Annotated in this window: 20 protein-coding genes and 1 tRNA gene; 7 read left to right on the plus strand and 14 right to left on the minus strand. The window is 69.9% G+C overall.

What is annotated here, in order from left to right; all coding sequences use genetic code 11:
• Positions 1-390: 390 nt before the first annotated feature.
• Positions 391-2,964: a transglycosylase domain-containing protein gene (locus tag AC067N_RS08715; protein WP_478678306.1), complete on the plus strand. Its 2,574-nt coding sequence runs from the start codon at positions 391-393 to the stop codon at positions 2,962-2,964.
• A 95-nt stretch (positions 2,965-3,059) separates the two neighbouring features.
• Here AC067N_RS08715 and AC067N_RS08720 read toward each other — a convergent pair whose 3' ends face one another.
• Complete coding sequence (locus AC067N_RS08720; protein ID WP_055513294.1) at positions 3,060-3,362, minus strand: GroES family chaperonin; 303 nt, start codon at positions 3,360-3,362, stop codon at positions 3,060-3,062.
• A gap of 62 nt (positions 3,363-3,424) precedes the next feature.
• Positions 3,425-3,754, minus strand: a complete 330-nt coding sequence (locus AC067N_RS08725; RefSeq protein ID WP_478678161.1) for a DUF3618 domain-containing protein — start codon at positions 3,752-3,754, stop codon at positions 3,425-3,427.
• A gap of 96 nt (positions 3,755-3,850) precedes the next feature.
• Here AC067N_RS08725 and bcp point away from each other — a divergent pair, with 96 nt between their 5' ends.
• The 4 genes from bcp to AC067N_RS08745 all read left to right on the plus strand — a co-directional run bounded on the left by bcp (position 3,851) and on the right by AC067N_RS08745 (position 5,867).
• Positions 3,851-4,318 carry a thioredoxin-dependent thiol peroxidase gene (gene bcp, locus AC067N_RS08730; protein WP_468098454.1) on the plus strand — a complete coding sequence of 156 codons (468 nt, stop codon included), beginning with the start codon at positions 3,851-3,853 and terminating at the stop codon, positions 4,316-4,318.
• 144 nt (positions 4,319-4,462) lie between these two features.
• Positions 4,463-5,104, plus strand: coding sequence for an HNH endonuclease signature motif containing protein (locus AC067N_RS08735; RefSeq protein WP_478678162.1), 642 nt, complete (start codon positions 4,463-4,465; stop codon positions 5,102-5,104).
• Complete coding sequence (locus AC067N_RS08740; RefSeq protein WP_478678163.1) at positions 5,101-5,769, plus strand: HNH endonuclease; 669 nt, start codon at positions 5,101-5,103, stop codon at positions 5,767-5,769. The genes AC067N_RS08735 and AC067N_RS08740 overlap by 4 nt, the downstream gene beginning before the upstream one ends.
• A 25-nt stretch (positions 5,770-5,794) precedes the next feature.
• Positions 5,795-5,867: transfer RNA gene (locus AC067N_RS08745), tRNA-Leu, on the plus strand.
• 55 nt (positions 5,868-5,922) lie between these two features.
• Here the strand turns inward: AC067N_RS08745 and rdgB are convergent.
• From rdgB to AC067N_RS08765, 4 genes are all read right to left on the minus strand, one after another.
• The gene (gene rdgB, locus AC067N_RS08750) at positions 5,923-6,525 is read right to left on the minus strand and encodes an RdgB/HAM1 family non-canonical purine NTP pyrophosphatase (RefSeq protein WP_478678164.1); all 603 of its coding nucleotides are present in this window, start codon (positions 6,523-6,525) and stop codon (positions 5,923-5,925) included.
• Between the two features lie 70 nt (positions 6,526-6,595).
• Positions 6,596-6,994 (minus strand): hypothetical protein, encoded by a 399-nt coding sequence (locus AC067N_RS08755; RefSeq protein WP_478678165.1) that lies wholly within the window; start codon positions 6,992-6,994, stop codon positions 6,596-6,598.
• A 169-nt stretch (positions 6,995-7,163) separates the two neighbouring features.
• Complete coding sequence (gene rph, locus AC067N_RS08760; RefSeq protein ID WP_478678166.1) at positions 7,164-7,901, minus strand: ribonuclease PH; 738 nt, start codon at positions 7,899-7,901, stop codon at positions 7,164-7,166.
• Between the two features lie 105 nt (positions 7,902-8,006).
• Positions 8,007-8,240, minus strand: coding sequence for a PTS sugar transporter subunit IIB (locus tag AC067N_RS08765; RefSeq protein WP_468098461.1), 234 nt, complete (start codon positions 8,238-8,240; stop codon positions 8,007-8,009).
• 325 nt (positions 8,241-8,565) lie between these two features.
• On the opposite strand from AC067N_RS08765, the gene AC067N_RS08770 reads away from it, so the two are divergent.
• Positions 8,566-9,843 carry a PTS transporter subunit EIIC gene (locus AC067N_RS08770; RefSeq protein WP_478678167.1) on the plus strand — a complete coding sequence of 426 codons (1,278 nt, stop codon included), beginning with the start codon at positions 8,566-8,568 and terminating at the stop codon, positions 9,841-9,843.
• An 84-nt stretch (positions 9,844-9,927) separates the two neighbouring features.
• On the opposite strand, the gene AC067N_RS08775 is transcribed toward AC067N_RS08770, so the two are convergent.
• Positions 9,928-10,680 (minus strand): MBL fold metallo-hydrolase, encoded by a 753-nt coding sequence (locus AC067N_RS08775; protein WP_478678168.1) that lies wholly within the window; start codon positions 10,678-10,680, stop codon positions 9,928-9,930.
• A 358-nt stretch (positions 10,681-11,038) separates the two neighbouring features.
• On the opposite strand from AC067N_RS08775, the gene AC067N_RS08780 reads away from it, so the two are divergent.
• Positions 11,039-11,521, plus strand: a complete 483-nt coding sequence (locus tag AC067N_RS08780; RefSeq protein WP_478678169.1) for a type II toxin-antitoxin system PemK/MazF family toxin — start codon at positions 11,039-11,041, stop codon at positions 11,519-11,521.
• Positions 11,522-11,740: 219 nt separating this feature from the next.
• Here the strand turns inward: AC067N_RS08780 and AC067N_RS08785 are convergent, their stop codons facing one another.
• From AC067N_RS08785 to clpS, 7 genes are all read right to left on the minus strand, one after another.
• The gene (locus tag AC067N_RS08785) at positions 11,741-12,691 is read right to left on the minus strand and encodes a PLP-dependent cysteine synthase family protein (protein ID WP_478678170.1); all 951 of its coding nucleotides are present in this window, start codon (positions 12,689-12,691) and stop codon (positions 11,741-11,743) included.
• 16 nt (positions 12,692-12,707) lie between these two features.
• Positions 12,708-12,986 carry a MoaD/ThiS family protein gene (locus AC067N_RS08790; RefSeq protein WP_055541406.1) on the minus strand — a complete coding sequence of 93 codons (279 nt, stop codon included), beginning with the start codon at positions 12,984-12,986 and terminating at the stop codon, positions 12,708-12,710.
• A gap of 115 nt (positions 12,987-13,101) precedes the next feature.
• A complete protein-coding gene (locus AC067N_RS08795; RefSeq protein ID WP_309474684.1) occupies positions 13,102-13,197 on the minus strand; it encodes a putative leader peptide in 96 nt (31 codons plus the stop codon).
• Positions 13,198-13,331: 134 nt separating this feature from the next.
• Positions 13,332-13,754 carry a M67 family metallopeptidase gene (locus AC067N_RS08800; protein WP_478678171.1) on the minus strand — a complete coding sequence of 141 codons (423 nt, stop codon included), beginning with the start codon at positions 13,752-13,754 and terminating at the stop codon, positions 13,332-13,334.
• A 98-nt stretch (positions 13,755-13,852) separates the two neighbouring features.
• Positions 13,853-15,298 (minus strand): amino acid permease, encoded by a 1,446-nt coding sequence (locus AC067N_RS08805; RefSeq protein WP_478678172.1) that lies wholly within the window; start codon positions 15,296-15,298, stop codon positions 13,853-13,855.
• 385 nt (positions 15,299-15,683) lie between these two features.
• The gene (locus AC067N_RS08810; RefSeq protein ID WP_478678173.1) at positions 15,684-16,286 is read right to left on the minus strand and encodes a DUF2017 domain-containing protein; all 603 of its coding nucleotides are present in this window, start codon (positions 16,284-16,286) and stop codon (positions 15,684-15,686) included.
• A gap of 69 nt (positions 16,287-16,355) precedes the next feature.
• Positions 16,356-16,673, minus strand: a complete 318-nt coding sequence (clpS, locus tag AC067N_RS08815) for an ATP-dependent Clp protease adapter ClpS (protein WP_055520955.1) — start codon at positions 16,671-16,673, stop codon at positions 16,356-16,358.
• Positions 16,674-16,729 lie beyond the last annotated feature (56 nt).

Here is a 16,729-nt window from a genome sequence, read left to right on the forward strand (position 1 = left end):
GGCTCGACGCCCGGCCAGAAGCCCGGCAGTACGGGCAGCGGCAAGCCCGGCCCCGCGGGCGCCGGAGCCTCCGGCGCAGCCGCTGCCAAGACTTCCGGCGCGGCCGGCGCGGGCGCTTCCGGTGCCGCCGCGGCCGCCCGTACGGCCGCCGCCCGGACCCCTGGCAAGGCCGGTGCTCCGCAGAGCGACGCCGAACTCACCATGCCGCTCAGCGTCACCCGCCCCGGGAAGACCGGCTCGACGCCCGGCCAGAAGCCCGGCAGTACGGGCAGCGGCAAGCCCGGCCCCGCGGGCGCCGGAGCCTCCGGCGCAGCCGCTGCCAAGACTTCCGACACGGCCGGCGCGGCCGCTCGTACGGCCGGTGGCCCGGCCGGTGACGCCGAGATGACGATGACCCTGGGCGTGACGCGCGCGGGCGCGAAGCCCGGCGGCAAGCGACCCGGGAAGACCGGCGGCGCGGCAGCAGCCGGCGCGGCAGCGGCCGCAGCCGGCGGTGCGCGTGGCGGGAAGGCCGGGGTCACGAGTGGCCTGGCGGCGGCCGGCGTCGCGGGCGGCACCGCGGCCGGCGGTGGCGACGACGCGGCGACCGCCGTCGTACCCGCGGTCGCGCCCGACGTCACCCCTGCCGCCGCCGGCGGCGGCAAGGGGAAGAAGCCCAAGCGGCCCAAGCGCACCGGATGGCGGCGGCTGTTCCCGACCTGGCGCATGGTGCTCGGCACGTTCGTGATCGTGACCATGCTGATCATCGGCGCCTTCGTACTGGGCTACAACCTGGTCCACATCCCCAAGCCGCAGGAACTCGCCACCAAGCAGAGCAACGTCTACCTGTACGCGGACGGCACCCAGATCGCCCGCGACGGCGAGGTCAACCGCGAGAACGTCCCCCTGTCGAAGGTCTCCAAGGCCGCCCAGCACGCCGTACTGGCCGCCGAGGACCGCGACTTCTACTCCGAGCCGGCCATCGACCCCAAGGCGATGATCCGCGCCGCCTGGAACACCGCGAGCGGCAAGGGCAAGCAGTCCGGCTCGACGATCACCCAGCAGTACGTGAAGAACTACTACCTGGCCCAGGACCAGACCGTCACCCGCAAGGTGAAGGAGTTCTTCATCGCGATCAAGCTGGACCGCGAGGTCACCAAGGACGAGATCCTCGAGGGCTACCTCAACACCAGCTTCTTCGGCCGCAACGCCTACGGCATCCAGGCCGCAGCCCAGGCCTACTACGGCGTCGACGCCGACGAACTCACCCCCCAGCAGGGCGCCTACCTCGCCGCGCTCGTCAACGCGCCGAGCATGTTCGACGTCGTCGCCCACCCGGAGAACAAGGCCGCGGCCGTCGCCCGCTGGAACTACGTCCTGGACGGCATGGTCAAGGAGGGCTGGCTCAAGCAGTCCGAGCGCACCGGGATGAAGTTCGAGATGCCGAAGCAGACCACCACGTCCACCGCCTTCTCCGGGCAGCGGGGCTACCTGGTCGAGGCCATCAAGTCGTATCTCATCGAGCACAAGATCATCGATGAGGAGGCGCTGGAGAACGGCGGTGGCTACCGCATCACCACCACCATCCAGCCGAAGATGCAGAACGCGTTCATCAAGGCCGTGAACGACAAGCTGATGGACAAGCTCGACAAGAAGAACCGCAAGGTCGACAACTACGTCCGCGCCGGCGGTGTCTCCATAGACCCGAAGACCGGCAAGGTCATCGCGATGTACGGCGGCATCGACTACACCAAGCAGTACGTCAACAACGCCACCCGGCGTGACTACCAGGTCGGTTCGACGTTCAAGCCGTTCGTGTTCACCGCGGCCGTGGAGAACAACTCCAACACCCAGTCCGGCCAGGCGATCACCCCGAACACCATCTACGACGGCTCCAGCGAGCGCCCGGTCGTCGGCTGGCCCGGCGAGCAGTACGCCCCCGAGAACGAGGACTACGTCGACTACGGCAACATCACCGTCCGCCAGGCCACCGACAAGTCCGTGAACTCGGTGTACGCGCAGATGGCCGTCGACGTCGGCCCCGACAAGGTCGAGAAGACCGCGATCGACCTGGGCCTGCCGAAGAACACCCCGGACATGAACCCGTACCCGTCCATCGCGCTGGGCACGGCGACCGCGAGCGTGCTGGACATGGCGGAGGCGTACGCCACCCTCGCCAACCACGGCCGCCACGGCACGTACACGATGATCGAGCGGATCAGCAAGGACGGCCAGGAGATAAAGGTCCCCTCGACCGATCCCCAGCAGGCCGTCAGCCGGCAGGCCGCCGACACCACCACCTCCGTCCTGCGGAGCGTGGTCCAGGGCGGTACGGCCACCGCCGCCCAGGCGTCCGGCCACCCGGCCGCCGGCAAGACCGGCACGGCCGAGGAGGACAAGGCGGCCTGGTTCGCCGGCTACACCCCGGACCTCGCCACCGTCGTCTCCGTGATGGGCCAGGACCCCAAGACCGGCGCCCACAAGCCGCTGTACGGAGCCATGGGCCTGCAGCGCATCAACGGTGGCGGGGCGCCCACGGAGATCTGGGCGCAGTTCACCAAGGCGGCGCTGAAGGGCAAGAAGGTCAAGGACTTCGACCTGGAGCTGCAGGAGGGCGCGGACGTGGTCGTCGTGCCGCCGAGCACCCCGCCGGACGAGCCCGGCGCCACCGGTGACGAGGAGGACGGCGGCACCACCGGCGGCGAGGAGACCGCCGGCCAGACGGACGGCGGCACCACCGGCGGCCCCACCGACGGAGGCGCCACCACGGGCGGCGACGACACGACGACGACGGGCGGCGGAGCGACCACCGGCGGCGGAGCCACGACCGGAGGCGGGACCACCGACGGTGGTGCGGCCACCGGGGGCGGAGGCACCACGGACGGCGGGGCCGCCACCGGAGGCGGCCCGACCACCGACGGCGGCACGACGGACGGCGGTGGAGCCGCCACCGGAGGCGGTACGTCGGAGGGGACGATCCCATGACGGCGGGCCGCCGGGGCCGATAGCGGGACAAGCCGGGAGGGGCTGGTGACCACGTCACCAGCCCCTCCCGTCGTGTGTCGCGGTCCCCGCCCCGGCTACAGGTAGAGGCCGGTGGAGTCCTCCGAGCCCTCGAACCGGTCAGCGGCCACGGCGTGCAGGTCGCGCTCCCGCATCAGGACGTACGCGACGCCCCTGACCTCGACCTCCGCCCGGTCCTCGGGGTCGAACAGGACACGGTCGCCCGGCTCGACCGTCCGGACGTTCTGCCCGACCGCGACGACCTCGGCCCAGGCCAGCCGCCGGCCGACCGCCGCCGTCGCGGGAATCAGGATGCCTCCGCCCGAACGCCGCTCCCCCTCGGCGGTGTCCTGCCGCACGAGCACCCGGTCGTGCAGCATCCTGATGGGCAACTTGTCGTGTTGGCTCTTCTCGCTCACGCCCCCGAACCTACCCGTCTTCGTCAGGCCCTGCGGCGTCGAGTACCGAGGGCGAGCAGCCCCACGACCCCGACGACGACGAGCGCGACCGGGACGATGCGCTCCAGCCGGGGCGCCCCGTCCTCGTCGACGAGCCGGCCCTTCACATCGCTGACCGCCCGGTTGACCGAGACATACGCCTTGCCGAGGGTGTGGTCGATGTTGGAGACGACCTTCGCCCGGGCGTCACCGACGATGGTCTTCGGGTGCACCCGGACGCCGATCTCGTCGAGCGTCTCGGCGAGGGTGTCGCGGCGGCGCTTGATGTCCGCCTCGATCTCGGCCGGGGTTCTGGTGTCCGAGGTATCCGCCACCGCGCTGCCTCCCGCTGTCCGTCATTCACTGGTTGCGGACAGTCTGTCAGCTCGCCCGGGCCCCGCAGCGCCAGGCCCCGCCGTTAGTCTGGTCCGATGAGCGAGCGACTCCAGCCCGGGGACGTGGCCCCCGCCTTCACCCTCCCGGACGCCGACGGCAACGAGGTGTCCCTGTCCGACCACAAGGGCCGCAAGGTCATCGTCTACTTCTACCCGGCCGCCCTGACCCCCGGCTGCACGAAGCAGGCCTGCGACTTCACCGACAACCTGGACCTGCTGGCCGGCGCCGGGTACGACGTCATCGGCATCTCCCCCGACAAGCCGGAGAAGCTGGCCAGGTTCCGCGAGAAGGAGTCCCTGAAGGTCACCCTCCTCGGCGACCCCGACAAGGCGGTCCTGGAGGCGTACGGCGCCTTCGGCGAGAAGAAGCTCTACGGCAAGGTCGTCACCGGCGTCATCCGCTCGACGATCGTCGTCGACGAGGAGGGCAAGGTCGAACGAGCCCTCTACAACGTCAAGGCCACCGGCCACGTGGCCAAGATCATCAAGGACCTGGGGATCTGACCCTCGGCCTCACCGACCCGGCAACGGCCCGCACGGCATCCCCGACGGGCCGTTCCGCGTATGGGTCCGACGTGACTGTCCGATCAGCAGTTCGTTACTCCATACGAGATCGCGAACAGGCGACCGGACGGAGAGGGACCCAAAATGGGGATCAGCGCATACCCCAGGGAGCGGCTGGAGGAGGCCGCCCAAACATCTCGCACGCTGACGGAGGCGTTGGAGAGGCTGGGAGTGGACCCGAAGAGCTCGCGGCGGAGATACATCCGGGAACGGATGAAGAAGCTGGGCGTGGACACCTCGCATTTCGAGCGGGAGGGCGCGCGTTGGACCAAGGAGGCCCTCCAAGCCGCGGTGTCGGTTTCGACGAACATGTGCGACGTACTGCGCCACCTCGGGGTCGAGATCGTGGGCGGCCAGCACACGCACATCAGCCGCCGGATCAAGGCGTACGACATCGACACCTCACACTTCCGTATGCCGACCCGGCGGGGCAGGGCACAGCAGCCCCGGACGCCGGAAGGCCTGCTCGTGAAGCAGCGGAGCGGCGAGGCGCGACGGGTCCCGAGCGATCGACTCAAATGGGCCATGACGGCCAAGGGCGTACCGGAGCGATGCGCCCTCTGCGGAGCAGGCGCGGTGTGGCGCGGGCACCCGCTCCCCCTGGAGGTGGACCATATCGACGGGAACTGGCGTGACAACCGCATCGATAACCTGCGGTTCCTGTGCCCGAACTGCCACTCGACGACGGACAGTTACCGGGGGCGGGGCAAGGGTCGCGCCTCATGAGCGGCGGCACGCGGTACACCCGCGAGCGACTGGCGGAAGCCGCAGCGCAGTGCTCCGACATCGAGGAAGTCATCACTTTCTTCGGCACCCGGCCCTACGGTCAGCTGCGCCGCCATCTTTTCCGGCGCTTCGACCACTTCGGGATCGATGTGTCGCATCTACCTCGTCCAGGGCGAGCTCGGACAGCGCCCGCACGGCCGACAGGCGACGACCTGCGCCGAGCGGTCGAAGGAGCCTCCTCCATCGCGGACGCGCTCCGCGCTCTGGGGATGGAGCCCTACAGCACCAAGTCCCGCGCCGAGTTCCGCTGTTGGGTGGCCGAGGAGGCCGTCGACACCTCCCACTTCCTGGGACGGGCACATCAACGTGGCGGGCCGGGCACCATGCCTCTCAGGGATGCCGCAGACATCCTGGTCCGACACGACGGGACCCGTCGCACGAGAGCGCACCTCCTGCGCAGGGCGCTCTCGGAAGTGGGTGTACCCGAGGAGTGCGCGGAGTGCGGCATCGGACCCGAGTGGCTCGGCAGACCCATGACCCTGGAGGTCGATCACATCAACGGGGACTGGAGCGACGACAGGCGCGACAACCTTCGGCTGCTGTGCCCCAACTGCCATGCGGTCACGAAGACCTGGTGCAGAGGGGGCCGACGGCGGAAGCCTTAGCCAAGTAGAGTAGGGCCCGGCACAGGCGCCCGTACGCCAACGGCCGAGCGGCGATCTTTAGGTGGTCGTGTTTGTCGGTTCGAATCCGACCGGGCGCACAGGACCGGTGAGCCCCGCACCTTTGATTCAAAGGTGCGGGGCTCATCAGTGACGTCAGCCCAGCAGCTCCCGCACCACCGGTACCAGTGCCCGGAACGCCTTGCCGCGGTGGCTGATCGCGTTCTTCTCCTCGGCGGTCAGTTCGGCGCAGGTGCGGGTGTCGCCGTCCGGCTGGAGGATCGGGTCGTAGCCGAAGCCGTTCGTGCCGGTCGGGGTGTGGCGCAGGACGCCCCTCAGCTGTCCTTCCACGACTCGTTCCGTGCCGTCCGGCAGGGCGAGGGCGGCGGCGCAGGCGAAGTGGGCGCCGCGGTGCTCCTCGGCGATGTCCGAGAGCTGGGCGAGGAGGAGTTCCAGGTTGGCGCGGTCGTCGCCGTGCCGGCCGGCCCAGCGGGCGGAGAAGATGCCGGGGGCGCCGTGGAGGACATCCACGCAGAGGCCGGAGTCGTCGGCGACGGCCGGGAGGCCGGTGGCCCGGGCGAGGGCGTGCGCCTTCAGCAGGGCGTTCTCGGCGAAGGTGACGCCGGTCTCCTTGACGTCGGGGATGTCCGGGTAGGCGTCCGCGCCGACGAGGTCGTGGGACAGACCTGCGTCGGCGAGGATCGCCTTCAGCTCGGTGATCTTTCCGGCGTTGCGGGTGGCGAGGATCAGGCGGGTCATGCCCCTCAGTATCCCGGCCCCCTCCGCCTCGCCGGCCACCGGTCGCCGGTCGTGCCCGTCGCCGGTCGTCCTACGACGTGCAGACGTTCGTCAGTTCCTTGGCCGCGCCGGTGATGCCGCTGATGTCGGGGGTGGCGTCGCCGTTGTTGACGGAGGTCTGGACGTCCTCCACGGCCTTCTGGAGGTCGTCGACGGCCTTGTTGACGTCGGTGTTGTCGGTCTTGTCGCCGATCTCCTTGAGGTTCTCGTCGATGGAGTTGAGCGACTCCTCGAGCTGGGTCGGGTCGTTGGACGCGTTCTCGACGGCCTGCTGGAGGTCGGACACGCTGTTGGCGATGGCCTCGGCGGTCTGGACGCAGTCCAGGGCCTTGTTCACGGCGTCGCAGCCGGTGGTGAGGCCGGCGGTCAGCGCGACGGCTGCAACGGCTCCGGCGATGGCGGTCATACGACGTCGGCGGCTCGCGGCCATGGAACGGTCCTCCTACTGGTTGCAGGCCTGACGGCCTCCGGTGGTGGTGCGGGTACGGCTTGCGCCGGTGTGGCCGGGCGCACGGTGGTGTGCCGTGCGCCCGTACTCCTAGGGACGCGGCCGGGTGCGGCGTGGTTGCGACCGGCGGCCGTCGTCCTTGGTGTGCCCTTTACCTTTCGAGGACCGAGTCGAGCGCCTTGCCCTGCAGGGCGGCCAGGTCCGTGCAGCCGGCGACGGCCAGGTCCAGCAGGGCGTTGAGCTCGTCGCGGGCGAAGGGTTCGGCCTCGGCGGTGCCCTGGACCTCGACGAAGCGGCCGTCGCCGGTGCAGACGACGTTCATGTCGGTGTCCGCCTTGACGTCCTCCTCGTAGCAGAGGTCGAGCAGCGGGACCCCGCCGACGATGCCCACGGAGACGGCGCTCACGGTGCCGGTCAGCGGCTGGCGGCCGGCCTTGACGAGCTTCCTGCGCTGGGCCCAGGCGACGGCGTCGGCCAGCGCCACGTACGCGCCGGTGATCGCCGCGGTGCGGGTGCCGCCGTCGGCCTGGAGGACGTCGCAGTCGAGGACGATGGTGTTCTCGCCGAGCGCCTTGTAGTCGATGACGGCGCGCAGGGAGCGGCCGATGAGGCGGGAGATCTCGTGGGTACGGCCGCCGATCTTGCCGCGTACGGACTCGCGGTCGCCGCGGGTGTTGGTGGAGCGGGGCAGCATGGAGTACTCGGCGGTGACCCAGCCCTCGCCGCTGCCCTTGCGCCAGCGCGGGACGCCTTCGGTGACGGAGGCGGTGCAGAAGACCTTGGTGTCGCCGAAGGAGATGAGGACGGAGCCCTCGGCGTGCTTGCTCCAGCCGCGTTCGATGGTGACAGGGCGGAGCTGTTCGGGCGTGCGGCCGTCGATTCGAGACATGGCGACGAGCCTAGCCGTACCGGCGCAAGGGGCGGCTCCCGCGTCGGGAGGGATCCCTGGGCGCGGGCCGGCGGGGACCGTCGTGGGCGGTCCCCGCCGGGCGGCTCACATCATGTCCTCGATCTCCGCGGCGATCGGGTCGGCGTCCGTGCCGATGACGACCTGGACGGCGGTGCCCATCTTGACGACACCGTGGGCGCCGGCGGCCTTGAGGGCGGCCTCGTCCACGAGGGAGGGGTCGCTGACCTCGGTGCGCAGGCGGGTGATGCAGCCCTCGATCTCTTCGATGTTGTCGAGGCCGCCGAGCCCGGCGACGATCTTCTCAGCCTTACTGGCCATCGCGATTCTCCCTGGTGTACCTGATCCGTGCTGATCCGTGCCGCTTTGCCGTGCGGGATCGTTCGCGACTGGTCTACACCACCCTGCGGGTCCCCGCCAAGCGGGGAGCGGCGGGCGACGGCCGGGCGGAGGCGGGCCGCGGGCGGCCGGAGGCCGGGGAGGGGCCCCGCGACATCACGAAGACATAAAGCAGGAATCGCGGGTTCCTGGGCCCACCCCCGGCGTGCTACAACAGGTCTACACCACTCACTGGTGTAGACCTCTCCGTGCTGCCCTTCCCCCACGTTCCCGTCCCTGGGCGGCGCCCTGCCTACTGGAGGAAGTTGTGACCACGGCCAGCGCCGCTCCCGCGGCCGCAGACAACAAGGGCCCGACCTGGGGCTCCCGCACCATGGCTGTGCTGCAGCGTATCGGGCGCAGCCTGATGCTGCCGGTCGCCGTCCTGCCGGCCGCCGCGCTGCTCGTGCGGCTCGGCAACACGGACATGCTGGGGCGCGAGTCGTTCCCCGAGTTCATCACCAAGTTCGCGAGCTTCATGTCGGCGGGCGGCGGCGCCATCCTCGACAACATGCCGCTGCTGTTCGCCGTCGGCATCGCGATCGGCTTCGCGAAGAAGTCGGACGGCTCGACCGCGCTCGCCGCGGTCGTCGGCTACCTCGTCTTCCAGAAGGTGCTGGCCACCTTCACCGACCCGAACCTCCCGCAGGTGGCCACGGTCGTCGACGGCAAGGTCGTGATGGTGGACAAGGCGGTCAACGCCGGGGTCCTCGGCGGTGTGGTGATGGGCCTGGTCGTCGCCCTGCTGTACCAGCGCTTCTACCGCACCAAGCTGCCCGACTGGGCCGGCTTCTTCGGCGGTCGCCGCCTGGTGCCCATCCTGGCCGCCTTCGCCGGCCTGTTCATCGGCATCGTCTTCGGCTACATCTGGCCGGTGCTCGGCGCGGGACTGCACAACTTCGGTGAGTGGCTGGTCGGTTCGGGCGCAGCCGGCGCGGGCATCTTCGGTGTCGCCAACCGCGCGCTGATCCCGGTCGGCATGCACCACCTGCTGAACTCCTTCCCGTGGCTCCAGGCCGGTTCGTACGAGGGCAAGAGCGGTGACATCGCGCGCTTCCTCGCCGGGGACCCGACCGCCGGGCAGTTCATGACCGGCTTCTTCCCGATCATGATGTTCGGTCTGCCGGCCGTCTGCCTCGCGATCTACCACACGGCCCGTCCGGAGCGCCGCAAGGTCGTCGGCGGCATGATGTTCTCGCTCGCGCTGACCTCGTTCGTCACCGGTGTGACCGAGCCCATCGAGTTCACGTTCATGTTCATCGCGCCCGTCCTGTACGCCATCCACGCGGTGCTCACCGGTATTTCCATGGCGCTGACCTGGGCGTTCGGCATGAAGGACGGCTTCGGCTTCTCGGCCGGCGCGATCGACTTCGCCCTCAACCTGGGTATCGCCACCAAGCCGTGGCTGCTGCTCCTGGTGGGCCTGTGCTTCGGCGCCCTGTACTACGTGGTCTTCCGGTTCGCGATCGTCAGGTTCAACCTGCCGACCCCGGGCCGTGAGTCAGACGAGGAGCTGGCCGAGCTCCAGAAGGCGGAGGCCAAGTAGCGGCCCGCCCGTCACACGAGAGGCCCCCGGGGATCACAGCTTGGGCTTGGGTTCCGGGGGCCTTCTCGTGCGTACGTGCGGGTGTCAGATCTCGTACGACTTCCGGGGCACCGCCAGCTCCACCGGACCGTCGTACACCGCGCGGGCGTCGTCGAGGTTGACCCGGGGGTCCGTCCACGGCGGGATGTGGGTGAGCACGAGGCGGCGGGCGCCGGCGCGGGCGGCCGTCTCACCGGCCTCGCGGCCGTTGAGGTGCAGGTCCGGGATGTTCTCCTTGCCGTGGGTGAACGCTGCCTCGCACAGGAAGAGATCGGCGTCGCGGGCCAGTTCGTCCAGGGTGTCGGTGACCCCGGTGTCCCCGGAGTACGTCAGGACCCGCCCGTCGTGTTCGATGCGGATGCCGTACGCCTCCACGGGGTGGGCGACCCGTTCGGTGTGGACGGTGAAGGGGCCGATGTCGAAGGTGCTCGGCTTGACCGTGTGGAAGTCGAAGACCTCGCTCATGGACGAGGCGGACGGGGTGTCGGCGTACGCCGTGGTCAGGCGCTGCTCGGTGCCCTCGGGGCCGTAGACAGGGATGGGGCCGCAGCGGCCGCCGTCGTGCCGGTAGTAGCGTGCGACGAAGTACGCGCACATGTCGATGCAGTGGTCGGCGTGCAGATGGCTGAGAAAGATCGCGTCGAGGTCGTAGAGACCGCAGTGGCGCTGCAGCTCGCCCAGGGCACCGTTGCCCATGTCGAGAAGCAGCCGGAAGCCGTCGGCCTCTACGAGGTAGCTCGAACAGGCCGATTCCGCGGACGGGAACGACCCCGAGCAGCCGACGACGGTGAGCTTCATGAGAGCTGGAACCTCCGCGCTGGCGTGAAGTCGTGACAGTCGTGCTGGTCAGTCGTGTCAGTGGGTCGTGACGTACGGGCGTATCGCGGGTCGCCGACGGTGTTGTGCAGTCGGCGGGGTTGCGAAGAACGAACGAGGGTGCAACAAGGTTGGTGCGGTCCGTCGAGCGTAAGGCGCAAAAGGACGGGTCGCTCCTCCGCCAGGGGCTGTTGTGGGCGAACTCACCTGTGGTGTCACCGGTTCGGCTGGTGGTAGGGCCGTTGGGCCGCGTGTGAGCCGGGGTGAGGTGACACCAGGGGGCGCGGGGGCGCGTGAGGGGGGCGGGCCTCGGTAGAGCTGCGCCGGTACGGTCGTGCCCATGGACACGTCCTGGTGGTTGGCGCTCGCGGCGGTGGTGTCGCTGGCACTCGTCGCGACGCTGGTGGACGGGTGGGGGCGGTCCCGGCGGCCGGGCCGGCGGACGACCGGACCGAGGGGGCGTACGCGGCCGCCCGGACGGCCGGAGCGGTCCGGCGCGCGGACGTCGCTGCCCCGGCCCCGGCCGTCGGAGATCTGGTGGGCGAGCGTGCCCTTCGAGGACGGGCCCGGGGGCAAGGACCGGCCCTGTCTGGTACTGGCGGTGCGCGGGGACCGGGCGCGGGTCGTCAAGATCACCAGCAGGTACCGTGACGCGCGGTCCGGGGTGATCCCGCTGCCGCCGGGGGCGGTGGGGGACGCGCGGGGGCGGCCGAGCTTCCTGGAGACGGAGGAACTGCGGGAGGTGCCGGTGCGGGACTTCCGCCGGAAGGCGGGGACGTTGGATCCGGTGCTGTGGGACCAGGTGCGGCACCTGTCCCGCTGAGGAGGGCGCCCGCGCCCGCCACCCCTACCCGTCCCGTCCCCAGGGGCCGCGCCCCTGAACGGCGCTGCGGGCCGCAGGCCCGGCCCTTCAGGGCCGCGGGGAACGGCGCTTCAGGGCCGCGGGGAACGGCGCGAGGAACCACGAAGCGCCCGCACCCGCACCGGCGCCCGCACCCCCACCCGCCGAACGAACCCGCGTCCCCGGGCTATGAGGCGCGCCCTACGCCCAGAGCTGGCCCTGCAGCGTCTCGATGGCCTCCTCCGTCGTCGCGGCCGTGTAGACGCCCGTCGACAGGTACTTCCAGCCCCCGTCGGCCACCACGAACGCGATGTCGGCGGACTCGCCCGCCTTCACCGCCTTCTTCCCGACACCGATCGCCGCGTGCAGCGCCGCTCCCGTGGAGACGCCCGCGAAGATGCCCTCCTGCTGGAGCAGTTCCCTCGTGCGGGTCACCGCGTCGGCGGAGCCGACGGAGAAGCGGGTGGTGAGGACGGACGCGTCGTAGAGCTCCGGCACGAACCCCTCGTCGAGGTTGCGCAGGCCGTAGACGAGGTCGTCGTAGCGGGGCTCGGCCGCCACGATCTTGACGTCCGGCTTGTGCTCGCGCAGGTAGCGGCCCACGCCCATCAGCGTGCCGGTGGTGCCGAGTCCGGCCACGAAGTGGGTGATGGAGGGGAGGTCCGCGAGGATCTCCGGCCCGGTCGTGGCGTAGTGCGCGCCGGCGTTGTCGGGGTTGCCGTACTGGTAGAGCATCACCCAGTCGGGGTGCTCGGCGGAGAGTTCCTTGGCGACGCGTACGGCCGTGTTGGAGCCGCCCGCCGCCGGGGAGGAGATGATCTCCGCGCCCCACATGCCGAGCAGGTCACGCCGCTCCTGGGAGGTGTTCTCGGGCAGGACGCACACGATGCGGTAGCCCTTGAGCTTGGCCGCCATGGCGAGGGAGATGCCCGTGTTGCCCGAGGTGGGCTCCAGGATCGTGCAGCCCGGGGTCAGGCGGCCCTCCTTCTCCGCCTGTTCGATCATGTGCAGGGCGGGGCGGTCCTTGACCGAGCCGGTGGGGTTGCGGTCCTCCAGCTTGGCCCAGATCCGGACGTCCTCGGACGGCGAGAGCCGCGGCAGGCGCACCAGGGGGGTGTTGCCCACCGCGGCCAGCGGGGAGTCGTAGCGCATGGCTGGTCAGCGGGCCTCAGGCCATGCCGCCGGCCACGGCCGGCAGGATCGTCACGTTGTCGCCGTCGGAGAGCTTGGTGTTGATGCCCTCCAGGAAGCGCACGTCCTCGTCGTTGAGGTAGACGTTGACGAAGCGGCGCAGTTCACCGCCGTCCACGATGCGGGCCTGGATGCCGGTGTGCCGGGTCTCGAGGTCGGCGAACAGGTCGGCGAGGGTGTCACCGGCTCCCTCCACCGCCTTCTGACCGTCGGTGTACTGGCGGAGGATGGTGGGGATGCGGACCTCGATGGCCATGGTGTGCGGCTCCTGTCGGGAGTGGTCAGGTCGGTGGGCGCGCGGCAGCGCGGAGTGCGTGGTCACACAGGTGAGGGCGCCGCGGCTCACGGCCGTACGGCGGCAGGGGTCGGCGTCAACAGATGGCGCTGGCAAGCCTGCACAGGTCGACGTGCAGCCGCGCCACGAGCAGTGCGCCCGGCGTCTTCTCGCTCACGTCGTCAAGAACCATGGGGTCATCGTATCGATTCCCGGTCCGGGTCCCGGAATGTGATCCCACATGCCGGACGGATTCGGGCCGGGGAGTGAGACCGCGCAGCTCAGCCGAACCCCGGTCGGGGGGCGTCGGCCGTCGGCCTCCATCGTTCAGTACGCCTCCACGATGCGGACTTCCTCCTCCGTCACCGCGCCCTCGACGATCCGGTACGAACGGAACTGGAAGTCGCCGAGCCCGTCGGTGTCCGCGGTGGAGACGAGGACGTAGTGGGCGCCCGGTTCGTTGGCGTAGGAGATGTCGGTGCGGGAGGGGTAGGCCTCGGTGGCCGTGTGGGAGTGGTAGATGACCACCGGTTCCTCGTCGCGGTCGTCCATCTCGCGGTAGAGCTTGAGCAGGTCGCCCGAGTCGAACTCGTAGAAGGTGGGCGACATGGCCGCGTTCAGCATCGGGATGAAGCGCTCGGGCCGGTCCGTACCCGCCGGGCCCGCGACGACGCCGCACGCCTCGTCCGGGTGGTCCTTGCGCGCGTGGGCGACGATCTGGTCGACGAGGGCCTGGGTGATGGTCAGCATGCTCGTCAGGATAAGCAGAGGGCCGCCGCGTACCGAAGGCTGGTACGGGGCGGCCCACATGCCGGGCAGGAGGCCGGCGGGCCTCCGTCGGGGAGCGGTCAGCCGACCTTCTCCAGGTCCGGGTCGCGGCGGGCCGTGACCTCGGGGTTGCGGGACTTCAGCACCAGCCAGCCGATGCCGAGGGCGGCCGCCCAGCCTGCCATGACGTAGAGGCTGACGCGGGCCTCGTGGTCGTAGGCGATGAGGCAGGTGACGAAGAGGAGGAAGACGATGGCGATCCAGCTGCCCGTCGCGCCGCCCGGGGCGGGGAAGGAGGAGGCGGGCAGGCGGCCCGCGTCGACCGCGCGGCGGTAGCGGACGTGGCTGACCAGGATCATCAGCCAGGTCCAGATGCCGGCGCCGGTGGCGACGGAGACGACGTACTCGAAGGCCTTGTCGGGGACGACGTAGTTGAGGACCACACCGATGCCCATGAAGAGCACGGAGACCCCGATGGCGAGCGCGGGCGTCTTGGTGACGGACAGCTTGTTGAAGGCCTTGGGGGCCTCACCGCTGTCGGCCAGGGTGCGCAGCATGCGGCCCGTGGAGTACATGCCGGAGTTGCAGGAGGAGAGGGCCGCCGTCAGCACCACGAAGTTGACGATCGCGGCGCCCGCCGGGATGCCGATCTTCGCGAAGGCGGCGACGAACGGGCTCACGCCCGGCGCGAACTCGGTCCACTTCACCACGCAGAGGATGACGGTGAGGGCGCCGACGTAGAACAGCGCGATACGCCAGGGCAGGGTGTTGATCGCCTTGGGGAGGGTCTTCTCCGGGTTCTCGGACTCGCCCGCGGTGACGCCGACCAGCTCGACGGCGAGGTAGGCGAACATCACGCCCTGGAGGGTCATCAGGGAGGAGCCGATGCCCTTGGGGAAGAAGCCGTCGAAGGCCCAGAGGTTGGAGACGGCGGCGGTGTCACCGGCGGCGCTGAAGCCGAAGGTGAGGACGCCGAGGCCGATCACGATCATGCCGATGATGGCGGTGACCTTGATCATCGAGAACCAGAACTCGATCTCGCCGAACAGCTTCACCGAGATCAGGTTGGCCACGAACAGGATGACCAGGAAGACCAGCGCCGAGACCCACTGCGGGATCTCCGGGAACCAGTAGTTGATGTAGATCGCGGCGGCGGTCAGCTCCGCCATGCCGGTGACGACCCACAGCAGCCAGTACGTCCAGCCGGTGAAATAGCCGAAGAACGGGCCGAGGAACTCGCGGGAGTACTCCGCGAAGGACCCCGAGACCGGGCGGTAGAGGAGCAGCTCGCCGAGCGCCCGCATGATGAAGAAGATGATGACGCCGGCGATGGCGTACATCAGGATGAGGCTCGGTCCGGCCTTGGCGATGTTCGCACCGGCGTTGAGGAAGAGCCCGACGCCGATGGCGCCGCCGATCGCGATCATCTGGACCTGGCGGCTGCCGAGTCCGCGCTCGTACCCCTCTTCGGAGGCCTCGCCGCGCACGGCGTCCTTGCCGTTGTTGTCGACCTGAGCGGAGGTCATGTGTGTTGTGCGCCTTTCTCCACGCTGGGCCGATCCGAGCCGTTCGTCGACCCCGGATCGGGTTCCGATCCCCCCGGATGTGATGGAGCTGAGCTGATTCGCTCGTGCCTGGCCGACGGTCGTCGGCTGGTGGCGCACCCGGCGGACAAGGGTGGCGTCGCCGGGCGGTCGTGAAGATTTATCACGGCCGCAATCTTGATCCACGTGGCGTTTTGTGGCGCACAACACAGGAAGAAGCGGACAAAGAACACCCTTGAGGGCATCCCTCACCGCTGTGGTGACACGATCGTTATCCGGATTTGAGTGTCCTCTGAGCGAACAGGAAGCGAACCCGGAGGGCGTCCGGATGGAACCCGGAGTTCCGTTGCCGACGGCGTCCCGGCGGTCAGGGCATCAGCGTGGCGATCAGCGTCTCCTGGAGTCCCCCGAGCCACAGGTAGGCCATCACCATCGGCTTGCGCGGGTCCTCGTCCGGCAGCCGGTAGAGGAGGTCGGTGTCCTCCTCGTCGACGACGTCGAGCCGGGACCCGATGGCGAGGCGCAGGTCGTTGAGGCAGCCGAGCCACCGCCGGGAGTCGTCCGCCGACAGTTCGAGCACGGCCGCGCGCTCACCGGTCGCCGACAGCCCGTCCAGGGAGTGGATGACCGCGAGGGCGTTGTCACGCTTGGCGGCCCGCAGGTCGTTCTCGGTGAAGCGCCGGAACTCGGAGGAGTACGCCCGCTGCTCCTCGGCCTCCTCGGCCGTCGGGGTGCCTTCCGGGTCGCTGTAGGCGTCCGGGAAGAGCCGCCGGAGGACGGGGTCCTTGGGGGGCTCGCTCGGCCCCTCGGCGAACAGCTCGGCGAGCGGGTCGTCGGGGGCGTCCTCCGCGGGGCCCGGACCGATCAGCTCCAGCAGCTGGACCGCCAGCGAACGGATGATGGAGATCTCGACCTCGTCGAGCGCGACGGCCGCGCCGCCGCCGGGAAGCGGTTCGAAGGTTCCTGGCATCGGGAAGGTCGTTCACTCCGGTCCTGTTACGTCAGGCCGGGGCTTCCGGCCTGCGGCTGCCGCCCGTGGCTACTTGCGGTCCTGCTGGAGCGTGGCCCACAGACCGTAGCCGTGCATGGCCTGCACGTCGCGCTCCATCTCCTCGCGCGTTCCGCTGGAGACGACCGCGCGACCCTTGTGGTGGACGTCGAGCATGAGCTTGGTGGCCTTGTCCTTCGAGTACCCGAAATAGGCCTGGAAGACATAGGTCACGTAGCTCATGAGGTTCACCGGGTCGTTGTGGACGATCGTCACCCACGGCACGTCGGGTTCGGGTACGGCGAAGACCTCCTCCGCCGATTCGGTCTTCTCGATCTCCATGGGTGCGGCTGCCGTCACACGGCCCATGCTGCCACCACAGGGGGGTCCTCGCACAAACGGGGACCCGTGCGACGGACGGTCCG

The sequence above is a fragment of the Streptomyces sp. NPDC042364 genome (genome assembly GCF_056437585.1).

Coding starts and splice junctions, on each gene's coding strand:
- rdgB (WP_478678164.1), bottom strand. CDS start 6,525: ATGACCCGCCTGATCCTCGCCACCCGCAACGCCGGAAAGATCACCGAG.
- bcp (WP_468098454.1), top strand. CDS start 3,851: ATGAGCGAGCGACTCCAGCCCGGGGACGTGGCCCCCGCCTTCACCCTC.
- AC067N_RS08765 (WP_468098461.1), bottom strand. CDS start 8,240: ATGGCCAGTAAGGCTGAGAAGATCGTCGCCGGGCTCGGCGGCCTCGAC.
- AC067N_RS08755 (WP_478678165.1), bottom strand. CDS start 6,994: ATGGCCGCGAGCCGCCGACGTCGTATGACCGCCATCGCCGGAGCCGTT.
- AC067N_RS08780 (WP_478678169.1), top strand. CDS start 11,039: ATGGACACGTCCTGGTGGTTGGCGCTCGCGGCGGTGGTGTCGCTGGCA.
- AC067N_RS08795 (WP_309474684.1), bottom strand. CDS start 13,197: ATGGTTCTTGACGACGTGAGCGAGAAGACGCCGGGCGCACTGCTCGTG.
- AC067N_RS08775 (WP_478678168.1), bottom strand. CDS start 10,680: ATGAAGCTCACCGTCGTCGGCTGCTCGGGGTCGTTCCCGTCCGCGGAA.
- AC067N_RS08740 (WP_478678163.1), top strand. CDS start 5,101: ATGAGCGGCGGCACGCGGTACACCCGCGAGCGACTGGCGGAAGCCGCA.
- AC067N_RS08805 (WP_478678172.1), bottom strand. CDS start 15,298: ATGACCTCCGCTCAGGTCGACAACAACGGCAAGGACGCCGTGCGCGGC.
- AC067N_RS08720 (WP_055513294.1), bottom strand. CDS start 3,362: ATGCTGCACGACCGGGTGCTCGTGCGGCAGGACACCGCCGAGGGGGAG.
- AC067N_RS08800 (WP_478678171.1), bottom strand. CDS start 13,754: ATGCTGACCATCACCCAGGCCCTCGTCGACCAGATCGTCGCCCACGCG.
- AC067N_RS08810 (WP_478678173.1), bottom strand. CDS start 16,286: ATGCCAGGAACCTTCGAACCGCTTCCCGGCGGCGGCGCGGCCGTCGCG.
- AC067N_RS08785 (WP_478678170.1), bottom strand. CDS start 12,691: ATGCGCTACGACTCCCCGCTGGCCGCGGTGGGCAACACCCCCCTGGTG.
- clpS (WP_055520955.1), bottom strand. CDS start 16,673: ATGGGCCGTGTGACGGCAGCCGCACCCATGGAGATCGAGAAGACCGAA.
- AC067N_RS08735 (WP_478678162.1), top strand. CDS start 4,463: ATGGGGATCAGCGCATACCCCAGGGAGCGGCTGGAGGAGGCCGCCCAA.
- rph (WP_478678166.1), bottom strand. CDS start 7,901: ATGTCTCGAATCGACGGCCGCACGCCCGAACAGCTCCGCCCTGTCACC.
- AC067N_RS08715 (WP_478678306.1), top strand. CDS start 391: ATGACCCTGGGCGTGACGCGCGCGGGCGCGAAGCCCGGCGGCAAGCGA.
- AC067N_RS08790 (WP_055541406.1), bottom strand. CDS start 12,986: ATGGCCATCGAGGTCCGCATCCCCACCATCCTCCGCCAGTACACCGAC.